Source organism: uncultured Shimia sp. (assembly GCF_913054185.1).
Lineage (GTDB): Bacteria > Pseudomonadota > Alphaproteobacteria > Rhodobacterales > Rhodobacteraceae > Shimia.
In genome coordinates, this window is the sequence record NZ_CAJXIV010000020.1 from 13,487 (window position 1) to 37,277 (window position 23,791).

Below are 23,791 nucleotides of genomic sequence, written 5' to 3' on the forward strand. Positions count from 1 at the left end.
ATTGATGTGCTTAATGACTGCATTTTTCCGCTAGCAACACTTCCTGCGCGCGCCCTGTGGGCGTATGGGCGTTCCTTGGCGTCAATCTCCGGTCATTGTGTTCACGTCGCCTGAATCCCTCGGCCGCGCCTGTCTACGGTTCAGTTTCTAACGTTCCATTAGAGTCTCGCAGGCAGTCAATTTGTGACGAATGTGGTTTGCCACAACAGTGCCTTCTGGCATGGGCAGAGGAGCGTTGACACGCTCGGGGTCGGTTAGTTTCTGGCTGAGGAACGAGATCTGTTCTTCAGGCAAAATGGGTACTCTAGTGCAAGATAGGCGTGGGTGTTTCTTCGTCGTAGCCTTGTTTTGTCATTGATGGTGTCCGATTGCATCGATTGCAAAACAGGCCGAGTGAGGTGCCGGTAAGTGGGGTGGGGCTTCAAAGTTCATGCAGAGACGTAGTGCGATTGGAGCAGTCCCATTTAAGATTGCCTGTATAAGGATACGCGGCCGCCCCCAAGTTTTGGCGAGGGAATACCTTATACGCTTGTCCCTGACTGGTTAGGGCTTCTTGTCAGGTGGATGGCGGAGGTGTTCATTTGCTGTCTGAAAAGCCTTTCCCAACGGATGAGATTGGCAGCAGTTTGGCACATATCTATTCAGGTGCGACGCCGATTTTCGGCCCAATCTGGGTTTTCGACTGACCTTCAAGATGTTGCGACGCAGCGCGTCGAATCCGCTTTTCGCTGCATTCGCGAGTTCCATATCAAGAAGGCTTCACCCTTTGCTGACTGGATATATGCTATAAAAGATAGTCACGTGACGGAAGCGCTCTTAGCAAGTTCCCGAAAGGCTTCGTCGTCGAGATATCGTGATGAAGAGGATGCAACTGGGCAGCGGTTAGGAGCTGTGCAATAGTGCCCTTCGTGTAACTGGTCCGGTGGTGCCATCGCACTTTCCAGCCTGAACCGCATTCAACGTGGCGTTAGGCCACTTGTTTCCTTTTGGATCCTTACTTCCAGATCGTGTGCTTCTGATACACCCAGGCTGACGAGGTGACCAAGGATGGAATCGATGCGGTTTCGCGATGGGTGATCCTGACCAAACAGAGACGGATCATCGACGGCCGCTGTTGTAAACCATTCAGCGACTTTTCGACCTATAGCGAGCTCATGCCACATCGAGCGGTTGTCGCTTGTTACATCAAGCCAAGTTTCGACGGCGTCCAGTAGGAAGTCGATGTGGCGTGCGGTCGGAGCGACGTTCAGAGTGTTCATCGTACAGAGCGCAATAAAGGCAGTCGGTCCGCCCGCCATCATTGGTTGCAACGCTTCGAGAAGCGGATCGACACGGCCGAAGATAGCCGGAACGAGATAGGTTTTTGCGCCAGAAATTGGACTGCAATGGTTCAATAGTATCATGCCGATCAAGGGGCCGGTATATAGGCCAATCCCAAGTTTTCCTCGGCGGCGATCCCAATCCCAATGTCTAAGTTTGATCGCTCTCGAAACCATCTTTTGACGCAAATAGAATGCGCGATCTGGCGGTCGGTTAGCTTCGTTAAAATAGTGGACATCAGCTCCGTTTACGATCGTTGCGGCAATATCGCAGAAAGATTGATCTGGCAGTTCAATTATTGGCTGAAGGAGCGACAAGAAACGATCCTGCGCAGCGTCCATCAAAACTGAGGAGACCAATACATAGAATTGATCGTTCCAATCGCGCGGTGCCCGGTTGATCTCTGCATCAGCGGATTTGCCGTGGCCGTTCCTTCGAGCGGACCAAGCCGAATAGGAGTCAACTATTTCTTCGCGCCAGTCAGCCAGTGCACATCCTTCATTATTGAGCAGCGCGATCCATTTTGAGAGTTCCTGACTGTTGACGTGAACAACGGCTTCCTTGGAACTGTCCCTAAAAATGTCCCCGTCACGCTTGGGGGCAGTTTGCTTGCTGTTCGGTGAGAAAATCTTGCTGTGCTTGCGCGGCAAAATTGGCGGTTCTTCTGGAAGCTCTGGCCATGAGGGTTCAGGACCGCCATCGAGCCACATGATCTCAGCCGTAACCGCGTCAGCGTCCTTGCTCGCTTTCTCCTCCTCGTAAGCCGCTCGAATAGAGCTGTCCTCGTTATGGGGATTCCAGCGCCAACGACAGCACGTGAAAGCTAAGCGAACCGCAGATTTGAGCAGTCGCGGATCGGTATCTTTAACGTACTTATGTGCTGCCGTAACGGCAGTTGCAGCGGCCTGATCTTTTCGAAGTATCGCTTTAAGGAAGTTATTGCGGTCCTCAACCCGCCCATTCCGGCTCCAAAGATGGATGAGGGCGCAAATGCCTTGCGCCGGCCGGTTGAAATCGAGGCTTTCGTTCGAGCCGTGGCGGTCGACCTCTTCTGACAAAGCAGTGTCTACCACGGTCCGTACCCAGTTCTCATGCTCGTTAAGGAGAGCATCTCCACCATCCCTCGCAACAAGCAGGGCCGTTGAGATCAACCTCGTCGATCGTGATTTAAGGTGATCGGTGTCGCTGAAATCCGGTAGATCTCCAGCAGCGTAGTGGACGGCGTCTCGAGCCAAATCCTGCGTACCTTTTGCTGGATTACTGATGGCCATCTGAATTCTCAACTCAACCGAGTTTGAGCGCTCACTCGCCTGTCGTCGAACCTCAAGACGCTCGAGATGCGCAGCTTCTGCCATTGGCGATTTGTATGCGAGGCCCCCTTCGACCTCGATCCAGTTCGCTTTGTCGAGCATGTTGAGTGCATGGGATCCTATAAAGGCGGGATCGCTGAAGTCTGCTTCGTCGCAATGCGGGCCGGTCACATTGGTTGCATCAGCCAACAATGAGCGCACCTTCTGCCCAGGGCCATCCTCGTTGATGTAATAGGGTATTAGTTTCTCAAGCGAGATGGTGCGTGATTGGCGTTTTGCGAGGTCGGCAACCATGACCCGGCCTTTGGGCTCCCTTTGAAACATCATCCCGTCCCCAAGCCTCTCCAACGTCAAGCGTTTGCGATCGTTAGCGAGTAGGTCGGGGTTGGCCACAAACGGGACGAGCGCATCACGCGTATTCGGCCAATGTGATAGTAGCACGTCGAGCGCGACCAGCAGAAAGGCGGCGCAGCTACCTTCTGGTCCGAGGATGTCCCTGAGAACAGTGTCAAAGTCTTCGCCCTTGTCGAGGCGCTCTTGCGACCATGCTTCGAGCGCCATTAGGCCGGAAGACGCAGCGTATACTTGCGCTTGACTGGAGCGAGACCAGAAATAGGTCTGTACCCACGGAAAGAAGCGCTTCTCACCACCGAAGTCGATCGTGAAGCCATTCGTTCCCGCCTTTTTGCCATTCGCTTGGTGCTCGACAGCCTCGACTACGAGGGAGCGGATAAGTTCGAGCCCGACTTGGGGGATCGTATCGAGTAAGTCGAGAAAAGGGGGCTGCGCTGGCGATACCGGTAAGTAGTCGGTATCCGAAAAACCGAACGCGCCGTCCAAGGGATCTCGTCGTGATCGACCTCGCCCAGGCTGTCCAAGGAGACTGCGCTTGATTAGCGCCGCAAGCTCGTTTGGTGCGGCGCTGGCCAAGGTCTTGCTGAATGGCCGAATTGATTTGACCTTGTAGTGATCGTCCTCATTCGCGATCGCAATCAAATAGGCCTTCGTGTCATTGGGCGCGTGTGACGCGAGCAGAAGCGCCATGTTCCGAAGGTCTTCGATCATTGTCGAGTGAGTCCGGCGTTCGAGCCATGGCGTGTTCTCGGCACCCGGGATCGTTATCGTGGCATCACGCAAGTCCAGCTGCATCAACCAATCAAAGAGCATTTTAGCCGTACTTTGGCCAAGTGTGCGGACGCTCAGTATCGTTAGAGCCAGAGATTCGATGAGCTTCAAGATTGCAGCAATCGCTTGCATGGGAATTTCGCTCGCATTCACAGCGCACCAAATGAGGACCGTGAGAGCCGATGGTGTAGTAGCGATGCGCAAAGAGCCCGGCTCCTCGACAGGAAGCTCTACGCCTTTCTCGGCGATCTGTTTGATGGCGTTTGCGGCCGAGATCGTCTCGGTCGCGACGATGGCCGGTACAGATTTCGACGAGCAGCGCGCCACCGTCGGCCAGCAAAGCTGCGCGGTAGCGCGTGAGAAGCTGCGCCGACAGTTCGGATCGCACAATCCCAAGAAGCGCTTGGCGGCGCCACGCATCGTGGGCGCCTGGTCGAGAAAGGGCCTTAAGCATGGCTGCCCAGTTCGAAACATCCGACTCTTGCTCGAGTGCGAAGCGACCTGCAAACTCAATTCCACGCGCCACCCGTGGAGAGGGCGGGACCGAAAGATTGATGCTGTCAAGCAGCGTAGCGTCTTCATTGAGGCGCGCTCCGATCGCCCAATCGCGCAGCACGTCGTGGTGAAAGCCTAGGCGGTCGCGCTTGGGCTCGGACAACGTCAAACTGCGCAGCAAATGGGTTCTTGCTGACGTATCAGTCGACACCTCGATCAAATCTACCCCTACTAAAGCTGCATCTGCAAGCTCAGCCAAAAGCCGTTGTGCCGGACGTATATCATCTGACGGTGCTCCATCGGCGCTCTTCCACCAACGGTCGGCGAGAGCCACTTCAGTTCGAAGGTCGGCCGATCTCGGGATCTTGAGCAATTGGGCCAACCGATAGAGATTGCGCGCAATGCTCGCAGCAGGATGTTCCTTTGACAGTAGAGCGCGCAGTTCCGGTGCAGCAATACTCAAGGCTGCGACCTCTTCGTCGTTCAGTTCTCCCACAACCACTTTACAAGGTGTGCCCAGCATCGCTAGTGCGTCTTCAGAGACCCAGCTGGTGTCTTCTGCGTCAACGTTTGGCCGTTTTGAAACAACCACCGAAAAGCCTGGGACCTCTGCGATTTCGCGTAGCAAGTCATTCACTGTACGGCGCCGCTCGACTGACGTGAACATCTCGAGGGCGTCGATGAATAAGACTCCGCCACCACTGGCCGAAAGGTCCCATAAGAAATCCTTGGCAGTTCCAGAAACATCGAGGCGTTGCGCAAGCGCCGACCATCCCCCATCGGGCGTGCCTACGGGATCAAGGACGATGACATGGCCGTCACGGCCTATCCGCTCCGCAAGATGTCTCAAGACCCAAGATTTGCCCACTCCCGGCTTGCCGGTGATCTCGACGAAACGATGATCGTCGCGCGCAGCCTCAACTGCCGAAAGCGCGCCAAGGCGAGGGAGATTGACGCCTCCGACCGTAGTCCCGATCCCCAGAAGTGCGTGGCGCGACATTTCAGCCAGTTTGGCGTGGGAGAGCGCGAAATTCTTAGCACCTGCGAGGCGAAAACCACGGCTCATCAGCACATCTAAGAGACGTTGGCGCGAGATTGAGCCGCCAGCCTTGCCAGTCTCAATGACAATCTCAATGAGATTGCTCCAGAGCGCATCAGCGCGTTCCGTATCCTCGGGTGCGAGTACTTGACGAGCCAATGCCAATGAATGGGCCTTTGCCTCAGGTGCAGCAGACTCGAAATCAAACTCGAGGATTATGAAGCGCCTGAGAACGGCCCAAATCGCTTCGTCCTCGTTTGCCACACCTTGATCTACAAGGTTCTTTCGGAATGAGGCTGCGAAACTACGCATCTCATCGCTGGCGACACCTTTTAGCTTGAGCCGTGCGAAAAACTGACATCCACTCTGAGCTTTGCGCGCCCATTCGAGTACGTCTTGATAGGGCCCCGAAATAGGATAACTCGTTCTCTGGGTTGCGACCGCAAGCAGGTGGCGGTCCGTCGGGTTCTCAGCTGGATTGCTGCGCACGATCTGTTCGCAGACGCTTTTGAAAATTGGGTCTTTGGGTGAAAAGCGGATCGTGCGTTTCGACTGGATTTCGAGGATCGCGGTACCCTTGTCCGATATGCCGTGGACGATCAGGTCATCAAGGGCATAGCCATCGTTCTCTCCTTGAAGTTGAACGCGAACAATCTTGGAGCCGGGTAGGCCGCGCGCCGCGCTGCTTGCCAGCATTTGAAGGAGATAGTAGGCTCCAAGTTCACCCTCAATATAGGTTCCGGCACCACCGCGTCCGACAGGACTGGAGCCTTTCTGTTCCGAATTTGTGCTTTCCTCCAGGGACGGGCTCATCGCGTCGGTTGCCTTCAAATCAATTCTACATTTGCTCTATGCGATAGCGTAAACACCGAACAATTTCGATTTCTTTCTAAGAAATGCCTTCTTGGTTTCTCAGAAAAAGCAAACATGGTCTTTTGAATTGCTTCTTGTCCGTGACGCAAGTAGTCGATGCGCCGAAGCTCAGGAAACCGCTTGTTATGCTAATCCTGCTGCCCTGAGCGTCCGGCCGAATGTCCGCATTCCCAGTAGATCGGATGTACCCTCGGCCCGCGGCAAACTTCTGGAGTCCACTCCTTTCCCTATTGGACAAGCTAGAAACCAAAAAGGCTCTCATGGTGAGAGCCCTTGGGTAGTCATGCGAGTGTGCATTATCGTGGTGTACCGGCCAACATGGGCTCACATGCAACGGCGACCGCCGTGTAACCGAGGGAAGCCTCGCTATCCGTTGCTGGTGCTCGTTTTACGAGAAATACCCATCTCTGCAAGAAATATTTGCTGGTATGCAACAATAAGTGGCTATTCGAGGCGCTGTGGCTGCTGTTTGCGAAGGGGTTGTCGTCAAATATGAAAGGTGCCTGAGGCAGCTGCAAGAGTCTGGTGGCAATGCTTTCTGAAGCAGGAGTTGCGCTGGCGACGCTCCAACTTCCATTCCTTTCTATAAGGTTTGGCGGCTGGCCAGGCGTTGAGGCGAGGCAATGCCCTATATACGCGTCCGAAGGTGGCCAGGACTTTCTGTAAGGCGGTAGGGCAACGCCACGACGTTTATGCTCAACGAGTGTGCCTTTCCCAATTGGCTGGGGAATCAAACTCAGGTACTTGCAAGAGGGATTGGTGCTAAGGGCGGCTAACAGCAGACCTTCGCACCAAACACGTCTAACAACCGCTCCAGCCCAAAGAAGACATAGGCAATCGACACATCGGGCGGAGACCTGTCGGTCGCAACGAATGCGATTGCTTAGTGACACGCCAAGTAACCGAACAGTGGAATTCTATCCGCACGGCGACTTGTAGCCGCAAAAACGTCCTCACGATCCATCTTCTGCCGATTTTCACTTTGTTTTGAAAGCGTTATGCTGGAGGTTTTCACCACAGGCCCTTGTGCAAAAAAGGCGAACGGATGCCTCGGATCAGGACTGTGGAATAGGCGCCCGCTGCGTCCGGCATCATCGCAATAAAAGCAGCTGTCCTTTTCTTTGTGGGCTATAGTAGAGTTCAAATGAGGGAACTCAACGTAGGAATGTAATATGGAAGCCCGTACCAAGACCGTCGAAGATTGGTTCGCAATGATCCGCGAGGGGCATCTGACGTTGCCCAGATTCCAGCGCTTTGAGGCATGGCGGCCAAACCAGATCGAGGGCGTTCTGGAGAATATCCTCCGTGTTCCGTCACTGCCCATCGGAGCACTTCTGCTGCTGGAGGTGGGCGACAAAGAGCTCTTCCACTCTCGGCCACTTTCCGGGGCACCGAGCCCAAAGGGCATGCCGCAAATGAACTTACTTGATGGGCAGCAGCGCATGACGGCTCTTTGGAGGTCATTGATTGATAACTACGACGAGTTCACGGTCTTTGTCTCTTTGGAAAACGAAGACCGTCCCGAAGTTGAGATTGTGAAACGCTATATTTCCAAGTCCGGAAAGCGCATGCCGCTCTGGGCTGACAATCCGGTCGAGTGTCTGGAACGTCGTTATTTTCCTGTTGCGATTCTTTGCCCAGGTTCCAAAGGCGAGCTTCAGATGGACGAATGGACCGAGACAGCGGAGACGGACAAGGCAACTGACAAAGCCATCATGCGTTTGCGCCAAAGACTTGCCTCTTATCCCATTCCGTTTTTGTCGTTGCCCGTGACTACAGAACAAGAAACAGCGCTTGACGTGTTCATCAAGATGAACACGTCGGCATCACCGCTGAAGGATTTCGATATTGTTGTTGCACAGCTTGAGGGCGCAGTTGGCGACTCGCTGCACGACATGATTGCCGACCTTATCGAAAAGGTTCCAGCCGCGGCCGACTACGGGAAGGTAGAAGACGTAGCATTGGCGATTGGGGCGTTGCTGAACGGCAAGCCCCCATTAAAGCGCACTTACCTTGACCCAGCGTTTGGCAGTGAGCTCGCCAATGTTTGGGATCAGATTATAGTTGGATTAAAGCGCGGCGTGTCATTCTTGCGGGACGAAGCCATCTTCAATGAGCGTTTGCTGCCGACAGAGGTGATCGTCTACTTGACTAGTGCCCTTTGGGCGCATGTACCCGTCGACGGTGCAGATCAAGAGGGGCGTGCGCGGACGTTGATCAGGAAAGCAATCTGGCGAGCAAGTTTCACGGATCGCTATCTCAAGACTGCAACCACCCGTGCATTTGCCGATTACAAGGCGATCCAGCGGATGATCGTAAATCCAGATTCAGGTGCCACACCGGATCTGTTTGATGAAGTCCAAAATCCGTTACCAGCGGCCGTCGAACTCATTCGCGGCGGCTGGCCGAGTCGCAAGGACAGGCTTGGGCGGGCAATCGTCGCGGTCTCTCTCTATGGTGGAGGCTATGATTTTGCCGATGGCGCGAAAGCAACCGCAGACAATGTGCGCTTCCGTGAGTACCATCACGTTTATCCACGTAGCCTCCTTCAAGATCAGTTCCCTGATCACGAGGTGAATTCTGCCCTCAACTGCGCGCTGATTTCTTGGAAGACCAACCGGAAGATAGCGGCCAAAACCCCTAAGCAATACCTTGAGGAGCGGGGGCGGGATGCTAATGCCACAGAAGAACAGGTTCGGCAAAGGCTCGAAAGCCATCGCGTGCCTTACGATGATCTGGAAAATGGAGATTTCAAAATGTTCGTCGAAACGCGCGCAAATCTGATCCACTTGTCCATGCAGAAACTCTGCGAGGGCTCTGTCCCTTGAAGCGATTGTGTGACGGTCCGTCAGAAAGAAATCGAGCGACGTTTCCGCCCACGCATTAGGAGTACGAGTAGCTAGAGATTTGCTCATTCATTGAATGGTCGCATTGTGGGCTGCAACCGCAGCATCGAAACGCCTTGTCGAGATACCTCTTTGGGGCGTTCACCAAGCTTTGCAAAGACCGGTTCATACGCAGAGCGGCCATTATTCTAGATTTCAGAGACCGGGTGCTGCCTGCCCTCAAAGTGGATCTGCACACGGATCTGTCAAGGCCGCCAGCAAACACACTTTTCTCACGGGGAAACTCTGGGGTTGTCACGGCCTTTGAACGTGTCTTTGTCCGTTCAATGCACGAGCCTGGCTCAAGCAAACAAAGAGGATCTGACGTCAGTCCTAAGTATAAGCTAAGCACAGGGACATGCGTCAGAGGAATCTAAAGTGCCATACCGACAACCCAACCCTTATACTGACCTATTCTCAGCGCTCTTCCGTAGAGACGCCTTTACTACTGAGCGCTTCTTAACCTGACCTCCCATCTTCCAAACGCTTGAGCATACGGTCGACTGCTGCTGGGTTCCAAAGGTTGCCACGTGTCGTTCGTAATCCTTCTGCGTTTGCTGCATCAGCGATCTTCCGGTTGGAAACATCATTCGATGTCGCGGCCAGCAAGTTTCGTAGATCGGCAAGTTCACGGGCTTTTCCATCTGCCGCAATGGACCGGGCTTGCCTGGAAGCGTCAACAGCCTTTTGAGTTTGTAACTGTCGCTCGATCTTCGCCCTGGGTTCACGTGGAGACGGGGTCCGGACAAACTTGACCGGGCTTTCTGCGGCGCAAATCAATGTAATTTGCGTCTGCGTGAGCTCACCCAGGAGTTTGGCTGTCCTTAGGTCGCGGATGCTTTCTTTGAACTCCAGCAATTCATCAAACAACGCAACTCTGTTGTCGCCAGAATGGTTCGCAAACAAGCGCCGGAAGTCGTCGATGAGGATCGCCCCGTTATGCTCCTTGATGGCCTTTAAGAGCTTTAGAAGATTGGGAAGGTCGGCCAGTTTTGAGAAGTTGCGCGAATAATCGTGGAGAATACGAAGATCGACCAAACTCTCCAATTCTCTGGTTGCTCCACGCAGGTTGGAGATTTGTTGCCGGGCCGCAGGATGGTTCTCAATCGAACCTTTGGGTTTTGGGCCGTGTGACAGTAGGACGTATGCGTAAATCAAGGCGGCCTCTTTATGTTGTTGCAACATAGATAGATGGCCGGATGATTGCCCGCTACAAAGGTCTAGCTCAACTCAAGAAAAGTGATGTTTTCCTGCAACAAACAGCGGCCAATATGTGGAGAACGCCCGAAGGACACGAAGCCGCTGACTAACACAGATTGGTCGAAATCAATCCTAGGGAACCATCCTCATGTCCAAGCATACCAAAACCGTGTCCGACGCCTGCCAAAGCTGGTTGAGAACCTGTGAACGCAACGAGCTGGAGCGCTCAACAATGAAAGCCTATCGCAGCCATGCCAAGATCCACATTGAGCCAAAGATCGGGAATCTCCTGCTCGCGGATCTGTCGCGTGGCGACATTCGCGACTTCATGGACGATCTGCTGGACGATGATGTGTCACGAGCACAGGTGAAGAAGATCATGGTGAGCCTGCGCGCGATCCTGACGGAAGCAGTCGAGCGAGAATGGGCAACCCACAATGTGGCGACCGAAGTGAAATTGAAACGAAGTTCGCGGGCAGATGGAAAACGGGTTGAGGTGCCCACAAAACAAGAGATCAAGGTGATTATTGCAAACGCGCCGGCCTCCCATCGAGCGATGTTCATAACGGCAATTTTCACAGGAATGCGTATCTCTGAATTGCGGGGGCTGTCCTGGGATGCGGTCGACTTTGACCGGAAAGTCATTCAGGTTCGGCAACGCGCAGACGAGTATTGTGAAATCGGCTTGCCAAAGAGCCGGGCTGGAACGCGAGAAATCCCAATGGCACCGACTGTGTTTGAAGCGCTGCTGGACTGGAGGGATAAAGCCCCCGAAAGTAAGCTGAACTTGGTTTTCCCAAACTCCGTCGGCAAGGTCCAGAACTACTCCAACATCTACAACCGGGTGTTCAAGCCGATGTTGGTCACTGAAGACATCGTTGACGAAAGCGGGAAAGCCAAGTTTGGCATCCACGCACTTCGTCATGCAGCAGCGTCGTTGTTCATTGAACAGGGGTGGAACCCGAAGAAGATCCAAACCTTGCTCGGGCATGCGTCAATCACCATGACGATGGATGTGTACGGCCACCTGTTTGAGAATGCTGAAGAGGACGTTTCGATGTTCGAGAAGTTGGACGCAGATTTGATGGCTGCGTAGGGTGAGAAGTGGGATTTCGGCGCGAACGATACTGTGTTTGGCGGTGTGAACTCAGCGATTGCCAATGAGTTCTTCGCGAAGTAAATCTGTCGGAACGTTCATTGGCGTGAGGACTTGCGCTGTTGAGGCTGGCTTTGTTGTTGGTTCAAGTGCCAGCTTGTGGAAGGCAAGAAAGTGATCGAACGCGGCTCGAATGTCGCGTTGCAGATCATGGTGGAGAACGAAACTGATCTTCTCCTTGGCGAGCAACTCTTTGTTTTCTCGATCCAGATCGTGGGCCACAAAAACAAGTGGCTTCAGTCTACAGCGCTCAAGGGATTCAAGGATCGCCTTATTGCCGCCTCCCATTGAGTAGACAGCTTGTAGATCCGCAACATTCGCAAGTTTTTGAGTGAGTTGGGTAATAGTTTTTGCATAAATGCCTCCGCCACCCTGAAAGGGGATGATCGCCAGGTTGGGGCAAAGCTTCGACAATGCCTCTTTAAATGCGATTTCGCGATCCTCCTCTCCCAGGAAGCGTTCGTGGCTGCGGGTTGCCAAAACGGCTCCAGAACGGTTCCCCAGAGTTTTGGAAATGAGATAGGCTGCAGTACGTCCGGCGCCTGCATTGTCCAAGCCCACGTAAGATAGCCTGTCGCCGTCGCCGAGGTCCGTGACCAAAGTTACCACGGGAATCTTGGACGCTTGGAGTTTGCGCACCGCGCCCCGTATCGCGGGGGTGTCCTTGGCTTTTAGGCATACGCCTTGACTGCCCCTTTTGTGAATGCGCTCAAGGGCAGCCACAACTTCTGCCTCTTGCATGATTTCTTGCAACAGAAAGCGCGGACGACAGACTGCTGAACTGATGTACGGCAAGACAGCTCCGGTCGCATTTTTGACTTCGCGACTGAAACGCACGGGTGCCTCAATCACAAAGTCAAAGAACATGCGCCGCCCACGTGCGGAGAGCTGCGCCTCTTGCGCGGTTAGCTCTTCGATTGCGGCGGCGACACGTTGTTTTGTCTGAGTGCTGACGTTGGCGCGATTGTTGACAACTCTGTCAATGGTTGCCGTGCCAAGGCCTGCTTGCCGCGCTATTTCTTTGATTGGAAAGCGATGGGTCATTGATGTGTTTTTGATGTGTTTTCATTCAAAAATCAATCCTTCGGTCTCGTAGGTTAAGAGCAAACAGGGAGGAAACAGTATGACAAACGCGGCCGATTTAACTGGGTACTACGATCCACAAAAATGCAACGTGAGAGACTTTGCTGCATGTATTGACCAGGTGACACGCACGGAAAACGTGCCACTGGCGACGACCATCGAAAAGAATATTCCCGTCTATGACAGTGGTAAACTTCAGTCCGCCTTAGAAGGTGAGGGCCGCCGAACCGTGATGGCCGAATGGGCGCGGGTATTGCGAAGTGGGGCCGGTATTGTCGTGCTGGAAGGGGCGTATCGTGACACCCGCGTGTTGGATGAGGCCACGGAGATATACGGCGGTATTATTGAGCGGGAAAAGCAAAATGCAGGTGGCGGCGCGGATCACTTTGCGGCGTCCGGCGCCAATGATCGTATCTGGAACTCTCTTCAGAAGCTTTGCGAGACTGCTCCAGAAGTGTTTCTTCGGTACTTCGCCAACCCTGCGATTTCGGCTGTGTGTGAGGCTTGGCTCGGGCCGAATTATCAAATGACGGCGCAGGTCAATCTGGTGCATCCCGGAGGCGAGGCGCAGCAGGCCCACCGCGACTATCACCTTGGGTTTCAAACCGCGGAGGTGAGCGCAGCTTATCCTGCGCATGTGCATGAGGTCTCGCCGATTTTGACGTTGCAGGGCGCGGTGGCCCATTGTGATATGCCGCTTGAAAGCGGCCCAACCAAGCTGCTGCCGTTTTCGCAAACCTACAAGCCTGGCTATGCCGCCTGGCGGCGCGAGGATTTCCGAGAGGTGTTTGAGGAGAGCTGCGTGCAATTGCCCCTCTCAAAAGGGGACGCGGTCTTTTTCAATCCAGCACTGTTTCATGCCGCAGGCGCAAACAGCAGCACTGATATCCATCGGTTTGTGAACTTGCTGCAAGTGTCTTCTGCTTTCGGGCGGGCTATGGAGACCGTTGACCGGGGTAGGATGTGCCAATTGGTATTTCCGCATGCCTTGCAGGCATTTGCGGATGGATCATTGATCCAGGCTGAGCTCTCTGCGGCCATTGCTGCGACAGCAGAAGGCTATTCGTTCCCGACAAATCTGGATCGGAATCCACCGTCAAATGGGTTGGCGCCAGAAACACAGGCCGCGTTCTTTAAGCGGGCTATTGCTGAGGGACTGAGCCAAGAACAGTTCTGCGCAGGGCTTGAGCAAATGGAAGCTGTGAAACAGGCATCCTAAGCGGATCAGAGTGTCTAGCTTGAGGCAGAAAGGGCCATCGTGAAATTCACACGATGGCCCGTATGGCTTCTGCAGTACACTCTGACGATAGGGGAGCGGTTAAGTTAGGTCGACCGGCGCGCCGCTTTTCAGGGACTGATCTGCGGCATCAGCCAGCAACTGGGCCTGCAAACCGTCTTCAATGCTTGGCGTTGGTGACGTGTTGCTTTGAAGAGCGGCAACAAAATGCGCCATTTCGGCGCGATACGCCGCTTCATACCGTTCCAGGAAGAAGTGTTGCACCGGAGCTTTGGAGAACCCCGCTTTGGTAGCCACTTCAACCGTTGTCTCGTGCACGTTTTCGGCGCGCAACATGCCATGGGATCCGTGCACTTCTATCCGTTGATCGTACCCGTAGCTTGCGCGTCGAGAATTGGTGATCTGGCAGATTTTTCCGCTCGCTGTGGACAGCGTGACAGCGGCTGTATCAACGTCACCCGCATCGCCAATTTCAGGGTCCACAAGTGCAGACCCGACAGCGTAGACGCGAACGGGATTCTCCCCAAGTAGGAAGCGAGCCATGTCCAAGTCGTGGATCATCATGTCGCGGAAAATGCCGCCGGAGCTTTGGATGTAGCTGACCGGGGGCGGAGAGGGGTCGCGGGATTGAATGGTGATGATCTCTGTGTCGCCAATCTGGCCCTGTTGCAGTCGTGCCTGCAAGTCAGCAAAGTTTGGGTCAAAGCGTCTGTTGAACGCCGTCAGGAAGGGCACGCCAGCGGTTTCGACAACAGCTTTGCAGTCGCGAATTCTGTCCGAGGACAAGTCGACGGGTTTTTCACAGAAGATCGCTTTGCCCGCTTTGGCCGCGGCGTGAATGAGGTTGTAGTGGGTGTCGGTTGGGGTGCCAATGACAACTGCGTCGACGTCGGCGCAGTTGATAAGCTCCATGGCATCCATGACCTTTCCGTTTGCACGGCTGGCCAACTCCTGAGCAGGCGCCGGGAAAGAGTCGGCCACGGCAGATACAGTGACGCCGTCAATTTGTGCGATAGAACGGGCATGTACCTGGCCGATCCGGCCGCACCCTAATAGTCCGATACGTGTCATCTATGCCCCCTTGAAGCTGCGCAAGACTTGGCGGGTTTTGGCTACCAATGGATCGTGGGTTTCTTTTAGGATCTGCACGCGATCAAAGCGTGCGGGATCGGAATTCACTGCCGCGCGCATGGCGTCGCCAAAGGCCATACGCAGTTCTGTTCCAATGTTGAATTTGCAGATCTTGGAGCCGCGCGCCAAGGCTTGCCGTTGCGTGACGGGCACACCGGAGCCGCCATGGATCACCAAGGGCACTTCGGTCAAAGCTTCAATGGCATTGATGCGATCGATGTCCAAGCCGCCTTCTTTGTCTTGCTGCAAATGCACGTTACCGACTGAAATCGCCATGGCGTCAACGCCAGTGTCCCGAGCAAATTGTGCAGCTTCCTCTGGATCGGTACCCGCTGAGCCTTCGCCGCCAGAGTAACCGACAAAGCCGATTTCCCCTTCGCAAGACACGCCCGCCGCATGCGCCATTTCGGCAATCGCAGCGGTGTCGTCGATGTTTTGCGCCAAAGGCGTGCGCGACCCGTCAAACATCACTGACGTGAAGCCGCTGTCGATCGCAACACGGCATTCCTCTGCTGTGTAGCCATGGTCGAGATGCGCGACGACGGGCACGGAGGCGCTTTCCGCGAGATGCGTGAACATCTTTCCCAGCACAGGCAGGGGCGTGTGCTCCCGGCAGGAGGGGCCTGCCTGCAAGATCACCGGCACGTTTTCCGCTTCCGCCGCTGCAACATAGGCACGCATGTCTTCCCAGCCTAGCGTGACCAATCCGGCCACGGCATAACTATCCTTCAGCGCGGGCTGTAAGGCTTCCTTCAATGTCACAAGTGTCATTTGAATTTCGCAACCATATCCATAATACCAGGGATCGTGTGCAGCTGTTCCTCATGGGTTGGCTGAAAGTATTGCTTGAGGCTGCGCTGGCTCAAACCGCCGAGGATGGTGAAGTAATACATCTGGTAGCCGGGTAGAACGGCGCAGGGATGGTAGCCTTTGTCGAGCATGATCGTTGAGCCATCCATGATGTGATAAGCGTCGCCCGGCTTGTTGTCTTCGCGTTGCAGCATTTGAACGCCGGAGCCGTAGTTTGGCTTGAAACGGAAGTTATAGGTTTCGTCGTGACGGGTTTCGATCATCTCACCGTCTGCAGCCTGACGGTCGGTGTCATGCTTATGAGATGGGAAACCGGACCAGCCGCCTTCGCCAACTGTGAACAACTCGCTGACCAACAGGCGGCCGACCTTATCATGGTGGTGGGCGCCGAGGATGTGTTTGATTTTGCGGTGAGTTTTGGTGTCGTCGGAGCCGTATTGCACCAGATCAAGCTCTGGGACGCGCACATCAAACGGCTCCAGGACCTTATCGTATTTGGCGCCTGCAATAAAGGTCTCGGTTGCATCGGTTTTGCATGTGATGCGCACCGTCGCCCCAACCGGCACATAGACCCCTTCTGGGTCGCCGTCCCAGACATCTTCTGTCCGGTTGCCGAGGTCAGGGTAGACCGCACCTTCAACATCGACGTCCACAGTGCCGGTGGCCGGTACAACGCAGGTTTCGTAGCCAGGCACAGCGTATTCAAACACTTCGCCGCGATTGAGTTTCACGATGTTGAAGTAGTTCAGCGGCACCAGGTCATGGTTTGCATCAACGATGGGTTTGTTTTGGTTGTCATGGGGCGCAATGTGCATTGGCCTCTCCTTTCAAAGAGTTGGTCCGGAGTGCGAGGACAAAAAGGCCTCAAGCTCGGTGGTTGTGGGCATGGCGTTGGCGCACCCGGGTTGGGACACCACAATTGAGGCGCAGGCCGAACCGCGCAGCACGGCGTCGCGGAGGCTGTGACCTGCCGCGATTGACGCAAGGAGGCCAGCCATAAAGCTGTCGCCGGCGCCGTTGGGTTTTATGGCAGTGACGGGATAGATGCCGGTGCGAATTTCTTCACCATCAGCGAGGGTAATCGCGCCCTCGTGGCCCATTTTGTAGATTACCAGTTTGCCACTGGCGGCCAATTCCCGCGCCTTGTCGAGGCCTTTCTCAATGCCGCCAGCCATGAAGCCAAATTCTTCATCGTTGCCAACAATCAGGTCGCTGGCTTCGCCCGCGCGCGAAAGCACATCGGCTGCAACTTCTGCAGACGGCCAGATGTAGGGCCTGTAGTCGATGTCAAAGATGACCGGCAAACCAGCCGCTTTTGCGTTGTCGAAAGCGCGAAAAGTTGCGGAGCGCGATGGTTCAGCGGCAAAGACGGTTCCCGCGGTGATAAGTGCAGTGAAAGCGCTGTAATTAACCGCGTCCATGTCATTGTCGCTGACTTGAAAATCCGCTGCGCCGTTGCGGTAAATCACATTTTGGAAATCCTCAATGCAGCTTTCATAGACCGCCAAAGAGGTGCGGGCCTCACCGCCGACAGAGCGGACGTAGCGCGTATCCACACCGTAATCTTCAAGGCGGTTGATGCAAAACCGTCCTACCGCGTCGTCCGACACTGATGTTACGAGAGACGCGTCCGATCCAAGTTTGACCAGACCCACGCAGATGTTGGCAGAGGATCCACCTAGGTCAGCTTGGAAGGTGGTTGCATCCTCGCTTTTGACTCCAACAGGATCGGCAAACATGTCCATGCCTGCACGGCCAAAAACGGCAAAGCGGTTGCCTTTAATCGATTCAATTAAGTTCATCACACGCCCCGACGTTGTTTGACGCGGCTGGCTTCCCACTCAACATGCGCTTCGCGCACCGCGTCGTCTTCGGTGATGTGCGGTGTACCGACTTCCCACCAGGCATGGCCTTCCGTGGTCCAACCTTCGTAGGGGTCCACATCCATGACGATAACGTAAGTCTTGTTGCTGGCTTTGGCGCGCTTGAAGGCTTCGCCCAACTCGGCCGGATTGGCCACCTTTTCGGCTGTTGCCCCCATGGAGGCTGCATGGGCCGTGAAGTCCACGCCAAAGGCCTCGGGGATGGTTGGGCAGTCCTCCAGCAGGTTGTTGAAACTCTCGTTTCCGGTGTTGTTTTGCAGCTTGTTGATCACGGCAAATCCACCGTTGTCCAACACAAGCACAATCATCTTTTTCCGGCTGAGGACGGAGGAATAGATGTCTGAGTTGAGCATCATGTAGGAGCCGTCACCACAGAAAGTGATGGTGTCTTGATCCGGTTCTCGTTCTGCTTGCGCGATGCGCGCGCCCCAGGCCCCCGCGATTTCATAGCCCATGCAGGAGAAGCCAAACTCCACATCCACTGTACCAATGTCCAGCGTGCGCCAATTGGCGGTGACCTCAGCCGGCAAACCGCCTGCGGCCGCCACAACGCGGTCTCGCGTATCGCAGAGCTCGTTCACCACGCCAATCACTTGCGCGTAGGATTTGGGGCGGTTACCGTGGGATACGTTATCAGCCACATAGGCGTCCCACTTTGTCCGCTCTTCTTGCGCGAAGGTGACCCATGGCGTGGGCGTGCTCATATTGAGTTCGCTGTCCAGTGCGACCAGTGACAGTTTGGCATCGCCAACCACAGGAAGGGACATATGTTTGCCTGCGTCATGGCGGGCGGCGTTGATCGAAATGAACTGCGCGTCTTGGTCAAAAGCGGTCCAGCTGCCAGTGGTGAAGTCTTGCAACCGGGTGCCAACCGCAAGGATCACATCCGCCTTTCCGGCAATGGCATTGGCGCTGTCGGAGCCCGTGACCCCGATAGGGCCGATATTCAGAGGATGGGTCGCGAGCATATTGGCGCGACCGGCGATGGTTTCAACCACGGGAATGTTGTGCTTTTCTGAAAAGGCGGTGAGTTCAGTGGCCGCCTGCGAGTATTGAACACCGCCCCCTGCAATGATCATTGGGCGCTTTGCTGTTGCGAGCATCTCTGCTGCATCGATAATCTCGGCCACATCTGGTGCCTGGCGGCGGATGCGGTGTACTTTCTTGGCGAAGAACTTTTCCGGGTAGTCGTAAGTCCATCCCTGTACATCCTGCGGCAATCCAAGAAAGGCGGGGCCACAATCGGCTGGGTCCAACAGTGTTGCGAGGGCGTTTGGCAGGGACTGGATTACCTGGGCGGGGTGGGAAATACGATCCCAGTAGCGCACGACGGGTTTGAAAGCATCATTCACTCCGAAGGTTGGGTCGTTGTAGTTTTCCATCTGCTGCAGAACTGGGTCCGGCAGGCGTGTGAGGAAGGTATCCCCACAGAGCAGCAACATGGGCAGCCGATTTGCGTGTGCCAATCCAGCTGCCGTCAGTAGATTGGCCGTGCCGGGACCAGCCGAAGCGGTGCATAACATGAAACGTTGGCGCAGCCATTGCTTGGCGTATCCCGCGGCCGCGAATCCCATGCTTTGTTCGTTCTGACCACGGTATAGCGGCAGCTCTTCCCGCACGCCGTTTAGGGCCTCACCTAAGCAGGTCACATTGCCATGGCCAAAGATGCCAAATCCGCCGCCGCAGACGCGCATTTCCTGCCCGTCAATTTCTATGAACTGATTGGAAAGCCAGCGAATAATCGCCTGAGCCGTGGTGAGGCGGATGGTGGTGTTTACTGTCGTCATCTTTGCGCGACCCTTCTGGAGCATTTGGCGGAATCTGAGTGTCCCGAACGAATGCGGCTTGCGAGTTTTCGAATCTCAAGATACAAGTTTTGCAACCGGTTGCAAATTGAATTTCAAAATGGAGGCTGCGCGGTGACTGAGATTGGCATTGGCATTTGTGGCGGCGGCTATATGGGCAAGGCTCATGCGGTTGCGATGGCCTCCGTGGGGGCGGTGTTCAACACGGCCCTGAGACCTCGGTTAGAAATGGTGTGCGCTTCGTCACCCGAGAGTGCGCAGCGGTACCAAAAGGCCTACGGGTTTGCGCGTTCAACAGCTGACTGGCGTGCGTTGGTGTCTGATCCAAAAGTTGAAGCTGTTGTGATTGCGTCGCCGCAAGAAACGCATCGGGACATTGCGGAGGCCGCCTTTGCGTTGGGAAAACCCGTGCTGTGTGAAAAGCCGTTAGGGGCGTCTATGGCTGACGGCGCGGCCATGGTCGCGGCAGCGGAAGCGACTGATGTAGCGAATATGGTTGGGTTCAACTACGTGCGCACGCCTGCAACGCAGTTTGCGCGCGATTTGATTGCACGTGGAGAGATTGGGGATGTGACCTGGTTTCGCGGCGAACACACCGAAGATTTCTATGCAGACCCAAAAACGCCGGCCAGCTGGCGTACACAGGGTATGGCGAATGGCACCATGGGTGACTTGGCGCCGCATATGGTCAATTGCGCGCTGGCGTTGATGGGGCCTATTTCTCAAGTTCTGGGTGAAGTTGAGACCGTTCATGCGGAGCGGCCGGGTGGCCGTGTGACCAACGATGATCATGCGCAGGTGATGTGCCGGTTTGAGCGTGGCGCCATGGGACATATGTATTTCTCTCGCGTCGCGACCGGGCGCAAGATGGGCTATGTCTATGAAGTGTCTGGCACAAAAGGCGCAATTCGCTTTGACCAGGAAGATCAGAACTCGCTTTGGCTCTATCGCATGGAGGGGCCGGAAGCGACGCGGGGGTTCGTGAAAATCCTGACCGGCCCTGCGCATCCCGATTACGAGCCGTTCTGCCAGGGACCGGGGCACGGTACTGGCTATCAGGATCAGATCATCATCGAAGCGCGGGATTTCCTGCGGGCGATTGAGACGGGAAGGCCGGTGTTTCCGACTTTCCGCGACGGACATGAGGTGAATCGTGTGATTGCAGCGGCCTTGGCCAGCAATGACGCGAAAACCTGGACAAATATCAACAGCTTCTGACTTTGGAGTGAGCGAAATGAGCATTCGGATTGGCAATGCACCGTGTTCTTGGGGTGTGGAGTTTGCGGAGGATGACCGCAATCCAACCTGGCAAACCGTTTTGAAACAATGTGCCGAGGCTGGCTATAAGGGCATCGAGCTCGGGCCGGTAGGTTTCATGCCAGAGGACCCGGCAGTGCTAGGCGAGGCTTTGGCCGAGCATGATCTGGAGCTGATCGGCGGGGTGGTGTTCCGCGCCTATCACGATCCGGACGCGTGGGGTGATGTGCTTGATGCCACCCATCGCACCGCAAAAGCGCTGAAGGCGCATGGTGCACAACATCTTGTTTTGATTGATTCAATATCCCCGCGTCGGGCGCCTACGGCTGGGCGTTCTGGGGAAGCTGAGCAGATGGATAAGGCGGAGTGGGCCGCCTATCGGGATCGTATTGCGGAGACCGCGCGGATCGGGAGCGAAGAGTATGGCCTGACCGTTGGTATTCACGCTCATGCGGCCGGGTTTATGGATTTTGAGCCAGAGCTGGAACGGTTGCTTGATGAGGTAGACGACAGCATTCTGAAGATCTGCTTTGATACCGGGCACCACAGCTATGCGGGCTTTGACCCTGTGGCCTTTATGAAGAAGCACGTTGGTCGCATTTCCTATATGCATTTCAAGGACATCGACCCAAAGGTGAAGGCGGAAGTGATCACCAATCGCACTGGGTTCTATGATGCCTGCGGGCAAGGAATTTTCTGCAATCTCGGCGACGGGGATGTCGATTTTCCAGCGGTGCGTCAGGTGCTTTTGGATGCTGGATTTGAAGGCTGGTGCACGGTTGAACAGGACTGCGATCCACTTCTAGACCCGGATCCTGTGGGCGATGCGCGCAAGAACCGAGAGTATTTGGAATCCATCGGATTCAGCTAAATCTGGACGTCGGTATTGCGTCTGTATCACGACTGTATTGCGGAGGTGCCGAATTGCGGGCGCCTGAGGAGGAATGAGAGCCATGACCAAGTTGAAATGGGGCATGATTGGTGGCGGTGAGGGCAGCCAGATTGGACCGGCGCACCGGCTAGGAGCGCTGGCGGATGGGCGGTTTGAATTTTCGGCTGGCGCTTTGGATCATCGCCCGGACGTGGGTAAAGAGTACGCGCAGCGCCTGGGCGTTTCTGCGGATCGCGCCTATGGTGATTGGCAGGAGATGCTGGCTGGTGAGAAAGATCGCAGCGATCGCATTGATCTGGTGACGGTGGCGACGCCCAACTCGACCCACTTTGAGATCACCAAGGCCTTCCTGGAAAACGGTTTCAACGTGCTTTGTGAAAAGCCGATGACCATGACCGTTGAGGAAGGCGAAGAGATCGTCAAGGTCGCGGAGAAGAGCGGTAAGATTTGCGCGGTCAATTACTGTTATTCGGCTTACCCAATGGTGCGCCAAGCCCGCGCGATGGTACGGGCGGGTGAAATTGGCAAGGTCCGTTTGGTGGTCACAAACTTCAGCCATGGCCACCACGGCGACGCAACGGATGCGGACAATCCGCGCGTGCGGTGGCGGTATGATCCTGCGATGGCCGGTGTGTCCGGGCAGTTTGCGGATTGTGGTATCCATGCGATGCATATGGCGGGGTTCATCGCGGATGATGAGGTTGAAAGCCTGTCCGCCGATTTTGCCTCCGCCATCGCCAGTCGTGAGCTTGAAGACGACGCAATGGTCAATTTTCGCATGAGTGGCGGCACGGTTGGGCGGCTTTGGACGTCGTCCGTGGCGATTGGACGGCAACATGGTTTTGATATTCAGGTGTTTGGCGAGACTGGCGGTCTGCGCTGGGCCTCAGAACAGCCAAACCAGTTGATCTACACGCCGGTTGGTGGGCGCACGCAGATCATTGAAAAGGGCGAGGGCGGCCTGCACGAGGATGCGCAGCGTTTGAGTCGTGTGGCTATTGCGCATCCCGAGGGTTTCCCGCTGGCGGTGGCCAATATCTATTGTGATCTGGCAGATGCCATTTCCGGCGAAGCGCGTGACGGTTTGCCAAATGCAGCTGACGGTGTGCGATCCATGGCAGCGGTCTATACGGCGGTGGCTTCCGCAAAATCAGACGGCGCATGGATGGATGCCCGCCCACCAATGTTCCGCTAAAGGAACGTCGAGGCCGCGCTTATAGGTGCGGCCTCATATCCCCGGCTTCAAGGTGCCACGCTCCACAATGGAGCAGGGGAAAATCCGCGTTTCTGGATAGCGTTCCGGGTCGTCCAGCATTGCCACCATCAGTTCAATTGAACTGGTCACAATCTGGCGTATTGGCTGATGAATGGTGGTCAGGTCGATGTTTTCCCATTGCGCCATTTCCATGTCGTTGAGGCCTATGATGCCAATATTATCCGGGCAGGACAGGCCGCTGTCATCTATGGCCGACAGTGCGCCAATGGACAGTACGTCGTCACCACAGAAGTACGCTTGCGCGGGGCCGTTCTTTAATAGCCTGAGCATTTCACGACGTCCTGCGTCAAAGGAATAGGCGTCGGCAAAGGAATGGCTAGCCTTGATGTCTGGGTGTGCGGACATCTCTGCCATAAAGCCTGAGTAACGGTCTTGGGTTGAGGAGGCGCCTTCGGGTCCGCCCATGAAGCCAACGTGTGTGTAGCCGCGCCGCACCAGTTCGCGGGCTGCCATCCGGCCACATTCCACGTTGTCGATTCCAACAACATGCACTTGTGGTGCTGATGAGGCCCGTCCAAAAGAATGTACAACCGGTACACCGGCATCGCGAAAGGCCTTGGCAAATTCTGGCGGGAGGGTAGAGGAGGCGACCACCACGCCGTCCACCGAATACTGGCGTAGCATTCGGACCGAGTTCTCAGGGTCAGTCTCGTCGGTGAGGTTAACCAGCAAGGGGCGCAACCCGCGATCCTGTAATCCGCGTGTAAACAGATCAAAGACTTCCAGGAAAATTGGGTTGTGAAAGTTGTTGGAGACCAGGCCGATCAGCTTGGTGCGTCCGGTTGTGAGCGAGGAGGCCAGGGCATTGGGGCTGTAGCCAAGCTCCTTGGCCGCCTTTTCGACTTTGCGTCGCATCTTGTCGGAAACAGAGGCGCCGTCGGTGAAGGTGCGCGATACGGCTGATCGTGAAACGCCCGCGCGTTCTGCAACCTCTTTCAAAGTGACGGCCATTTTTTGTCGGTCCTTAGCTCTTTATTACTGCTTGTTTACAAGGTTTTTTCAATAAGTGCAGCA

General features: G+C 55.3%; 16 protein-coding genes. 6 read left to right on the forward strand and 10 right to left on the reverse strand.

Going from position 1 to position 23,791, the window contains the following annotated elements:
• Positions 1-956: 956 nt before the first annotated feature.
• Both QZ517_RS06510 and QZ517_RS06515 read right to left on the reverse strand, forming a co-directional pair.
• Complete coding sequence (locus tag QZ517_RS06510; protein ID WP_294223944.1) at positions 957-3,887, reverse strand: hypothetical protein; 2,931 nt, start codon at positions 3,885-3,887, stop codon at positions 957-959.
• Positions 3,799-6,120 carry a hypothetical protein gene (locus QZ517_RS06515; RefSeq protein ID WP_294223947.1) on the reverse strand — a complete coding sequence of 774 codons (2,322 nt, stop codon included), beginning with the start codon at positions 6,118-6,120 and terminating at the stop codon, positions 3,799-3,801. The genes QZ517_RS06510 and QZ517_RS06515 overlap by 89 nt, the downstream gene beginning before the upstream one ends.
• Positions 6,121-7,334: 1,214 nt before the next feature.
• On the opposite strand from QZ517_RS06515, the gene QZ517_RS06520 reads away from it, so the two are divergent.
• Entirely contained in the window at positions 7,335-8,990 is a 1,656-nt protein-coding gene (locus QZ517_RS06520; RefSeq protein WP_294223949.1) for a DUF262 domain-containing protein, read from the forward strand.
• A gap of 516 nt (positions 8,991-9,506) precedes the next feature.
• Here the strand turns inward: QZ517_RS06520 and QZ517_RS06525 are convergent.
• Entirely contained in the window at positions 9,507-10,205 is a 699-nt protein-coding gene (locus QZ517_RS06525; protein WP_294223952.1) for a hypothetical protein, read from the reverse strand.
• Between the two features lie 190 nt (positions 10,206-10,395).
• Between QZ517_RS06525 and QZ517_RS06530 the strand changes: the two genes are divergently transcribed.
• Entirely contained in the window at positions 10,396-11,343 is a 948-nt protein-coding gene (locus tag QZ517_RS06530; protein WP_294223955.1) for a site-specific integrase, read from the forward strand.
• Between the two features lie 51 nt (positions 11,344-11,394).
• On the opposite strand, the gene QZ517_RS06535 is transcribed toward QZ517_RS06530, so the two are convergent.
• Positions 11,395-12,447, reverse strand: coding sequence for a LacI family DNA-binding transcriptional regulator (locus QZ517_RS06535; RefSeq protein WP_294223958.1), 1,053 nt, complete (start codon positions 12,445-12,447; stop codon positions 11,395-11,397).
• A gap of 79 nt (positions 12,448-12,526) precedes the next feature.
• Between QZ517_RS06535 and QZ517_RS06540 the strand changes: the two genes are divergently transcribed.
• Positions 12,527-13,705 carry a phytanoyl-CoA dioxygenase family protein gene (locus tag QZ517_RS06540; RefSeq protein ID WP_294223961.1) on the forward strand — a complete coding sequence of 393 codons (1,179 nt, stop codon included), beginning with the start codon at positions 12,527-12,529 and terminating at the stop codon, positions 13,703-13,705.
• A 99-nt stretch (positions 13,706-13,804) separates the two neighbouring features.
• On the opposite strand, the gene iolG is transcribed toward QZ517_RS06540, so the two are convergent.
• The 5 genes from iolG to iolD are packed head-to-tail and all read right to left on the reverse strand — an operon-like array spanning position 13,805 to position 19,334.
• Entirely contained in the window at positions 13,805-14,794 is a 990-nt protein-coding gene (gene iolG, locus QZ517_RS06545) for an inositol 2-dehydrogenase (protein WP_294223964.1), read from the reverse strand.
• The gene (locus QZ517_RS06550) at positions 14,795-15,625 is read right to left on the reverse strand and encodes a class II fructose-bisphosphate aldolase (RefSeq protein WP_294223967.1); all 831 of its coding nucleotides are present in this window, start codon (positions 15,623-15,625) and stop codon (positions 14,795-14,797) included.
• The gene (locus tag QZ517_RS06555; protein ID WP_294223972.1) at positions 15,622-16,479 is read right to left on the reverse strand and encodes a 5-deoxy-glucuronate isomerase; all 858 of its coding nucleotides are present in this window, start codon (positions 16,477-16,479) and stop codon (positions 15,622-15,624) included. Before QZ517_RS06555 ends, QZ517_RS06550 begins: the two co-directional genes overlap by 4 nt.
• A gap of 12 nt (positions 16,480-16,491) precedes the next feature.
• Positions 16,492-17,466, reverse strand: a complete 975-nt coding sequence (iolC, locus tag QZ517_RS06560) for a 5-dehydro-2-deoxygluconokinase (protein ID WP_294223975.1) — start codon at positions 17,464-17,466, stop codon at positions 16,492-16,494.
• Complete coding sequence (gene iolD, locus QZ517_RS06565) at positions 17,466-19,334, reverse strand: 3D-(3,5/4)-trihydroxycyclohexane-1,2-dione acylhydrolase (decyclizing) (RefSeq protein ID WP_294223978.1); 1,869 nt, start codon at positions 19,332-19,334, stop codon at positions 17,466-17,468. The genes iolC and iolD overlap by 1 nt, the downstream gene beginning before the upstream one ends.
• A 132-nt stretch (positions 19,335-19,466) precedes the next feature.
• Here iolD and QZ517_RS06570 point away from each other — a divergent pair, with 132 nt between their 5' ends.
• The 3 genes from QZ517_RS06570 to QZ517_RS06580 all read left to right on the forward strand — a co-directional run bounded on the left by QZ517_RS06570 (position 19,467) and on the right by QZ517_RS06580 (position 22,696).
• Positions 19,467-20,570, forward strand: coding sequence for a Gfo/Idh/MocA family oxidoreductase (locus QZ517_RS06570; protein WP_294223981.1), 1,104 nt, complete (start codon positions 19,467-19,469; stop codon positions 20,568-20,570).
• Between the two features lie 16 nt (positions 20,571-20,586).
• On the forward strand, positions 20,587-21,480 hold the full coding sequence (locus QZ517_RS06575) for a TIM barrel protein (protein WP_294223983.1): 894 nt from the start codon (positions 20,587-20,589) through the stop codon (positions 21,478-21,480).
• Positions 21,481-21,562: 82 nt separating this feature from the next.
• On the forward strand, positions 21,563-22,696 hold the full coding sequence (locus QZ517_RS06580) for a Gfo/Idh/MocA family oxidoreductase (RefSeq protein WP_294223985.1): 1,134 nt from the start codon (positions 21,563-21,565) through the stop codon (positions 22,694-22,696).
• A gap of 33 nt (positions 22,697-22,729) precedes the next feature.
• On the opposite strand, the gene QZ517_RS06585 is transcribed toward QZ517_RS06580, so the two are convergent.
• Positions 22,730-23,728 (reverse strand): LacI family DNA-binding transcriptional regulator, encoded by a 999-nt coding sequence (locus QZ517_RS06585; RefSeq protein ID WP_294223988.1) that lies wholly within the window; start codon positions 23,726-23,728, stop codon positions 22,730-22,732.
• Positions 23,729-23,791 lie beyond the last annotated feature (63 nt).

Coding starts and splice junctions, on each gene's coding strand:
- QZ517_RS06520 (WP_294223949.1), top strand. CDS start 7,335: ATGGAAGCCCGTACCAAGACCGTCGAAGATTGGTTCGCAATGATCCGC.
- iolC (WP_294223975.1), bottom strand. CDS start 17,466: ATGAACTTAATTGAATCGATTAAAGGCAACCGCTTTGCCGTTTTTGGC.
- QZ517_RS06550 (WP_294223967.1), bottom strand. CDS start 15,625: ATGACACTTGTGACATTGAAGGAAGCCTTACAGCCCGCGCTGAAGGAT.
- QZ517_RS06535 (WP_294223958.1), bottom strand. CDS start 12,447: ATGACCCATCGCTTTCCAATCAAAGAAATAGCGCGGCAAGCAGGCCTT.
- iolD (WP_294223978.1), bottom strand. CDS start 19,334: ATGACGACAGTAAACACCACCATCCGCCTCACCACGGCTCAGGCGATT.
- QZ517_RS06585 (WP_294223988.1), bottom strand. CDS start 23,728: ATGGCCGTCACTTTGAAAGAGGTTGCAGAACGCGCGGGCGTTTCACGA.
- QZ517_RS06580 (WP_294223985.1), top strand. CDS start 21,563: ATGACCAAGTTGAAATGGGGCATGATTGGTGGCGGTGAGGGCAGCCAG.
- QZ517_RS06530 (WP_294223955.1), top strand. CDS start 10,396: ATGTCCAAGCATACCAAAACCGTGTCCGACGCCTGCCAAAGCTGGTTG.
- QZ517_RS06540 (WP_294223961.1), top strand. CDS start 12,527: ATGACAAACGCGGCCGATTTAACTGGGTACTACGATCCACAAAAATGC.
- QZ517_RS06510 (WP_294223944.1), bottom strand. CDS start 3,887: ATGCAAGCGATTGCTGCAATCTTGAAGCTCATCGAATCTCTGGCTCTA.
- QZ517_RS06575 (WP_294223983.1), top strand. CDS start 20,587: ATGAGCATTCGGATTGGCAATGCACCGTGTTCTTGGGGTGTGGAGTTT.
- iolG (WP_294223964.1), bottom strand. CDS start 14,794: ATGACACGTATCGGACTATTAGGGTGCGGCCGGATCGGCCAGGTACAT.
- QZ517_RS06555 (WP_294223972.1), bottom strand. CDS start 16,479: ATGCACATTGCGCCCCATGACAACCAAAACAAACCCATCGTTGATGCA.